This is a genomic window from Alkalihalophilus lindianensis (genome assembly GCF_032843265.1).
GTDB lineage: Bacteria > Bacillota > Bacilli > Bacillales > Bacillaceae_D > Alkalihalophilus > Alkalihalophilus lindianensis.
In genome coordinates this window covers 1-251 of the sequence record NZ_JAWJBA010000722.1, presented here as the reverse complement: position 1 = coordinate 251, position 251 = coordinate 1, and the positions used below count along the sequence as shown (strand labels likewise).

Here is a 251-nt window from a genome sequence, read left to right as displayed (position 1 = left end):
ATCTTCTGGAATACGGTCTAATTCGATGATAATGGAACGGTCAATTAAATCCGCTCTCGTCACCACTACATTGATACCTGTCAATCCAACGCAACGGCGAAGGTCAAGTAGGGTTTCATCATCGTCTGTAAACAATGTACGTTTGCTAAATCCACCACCTGTAGAAGCAATACATAAAAGGTCGCTTTTTTCAGCTGACAAGCCATCCAAATTATCAAAAGATGGCATGTAGTTATTAGCCAATGATAGTG

At 40.6% G+C, this 251-nt stretch carries 1 protein-coding gene; it reads right to left on the bottom strand.

Annotated features, from left to right (window positions below):
* On the bottom strand, positions 1 to 251 hold a 251-nt coding region (locus tag RYX56_RS24060), incomplete at both ends, for an AICE element replication initiation protein (protein ID WP_317124345.1).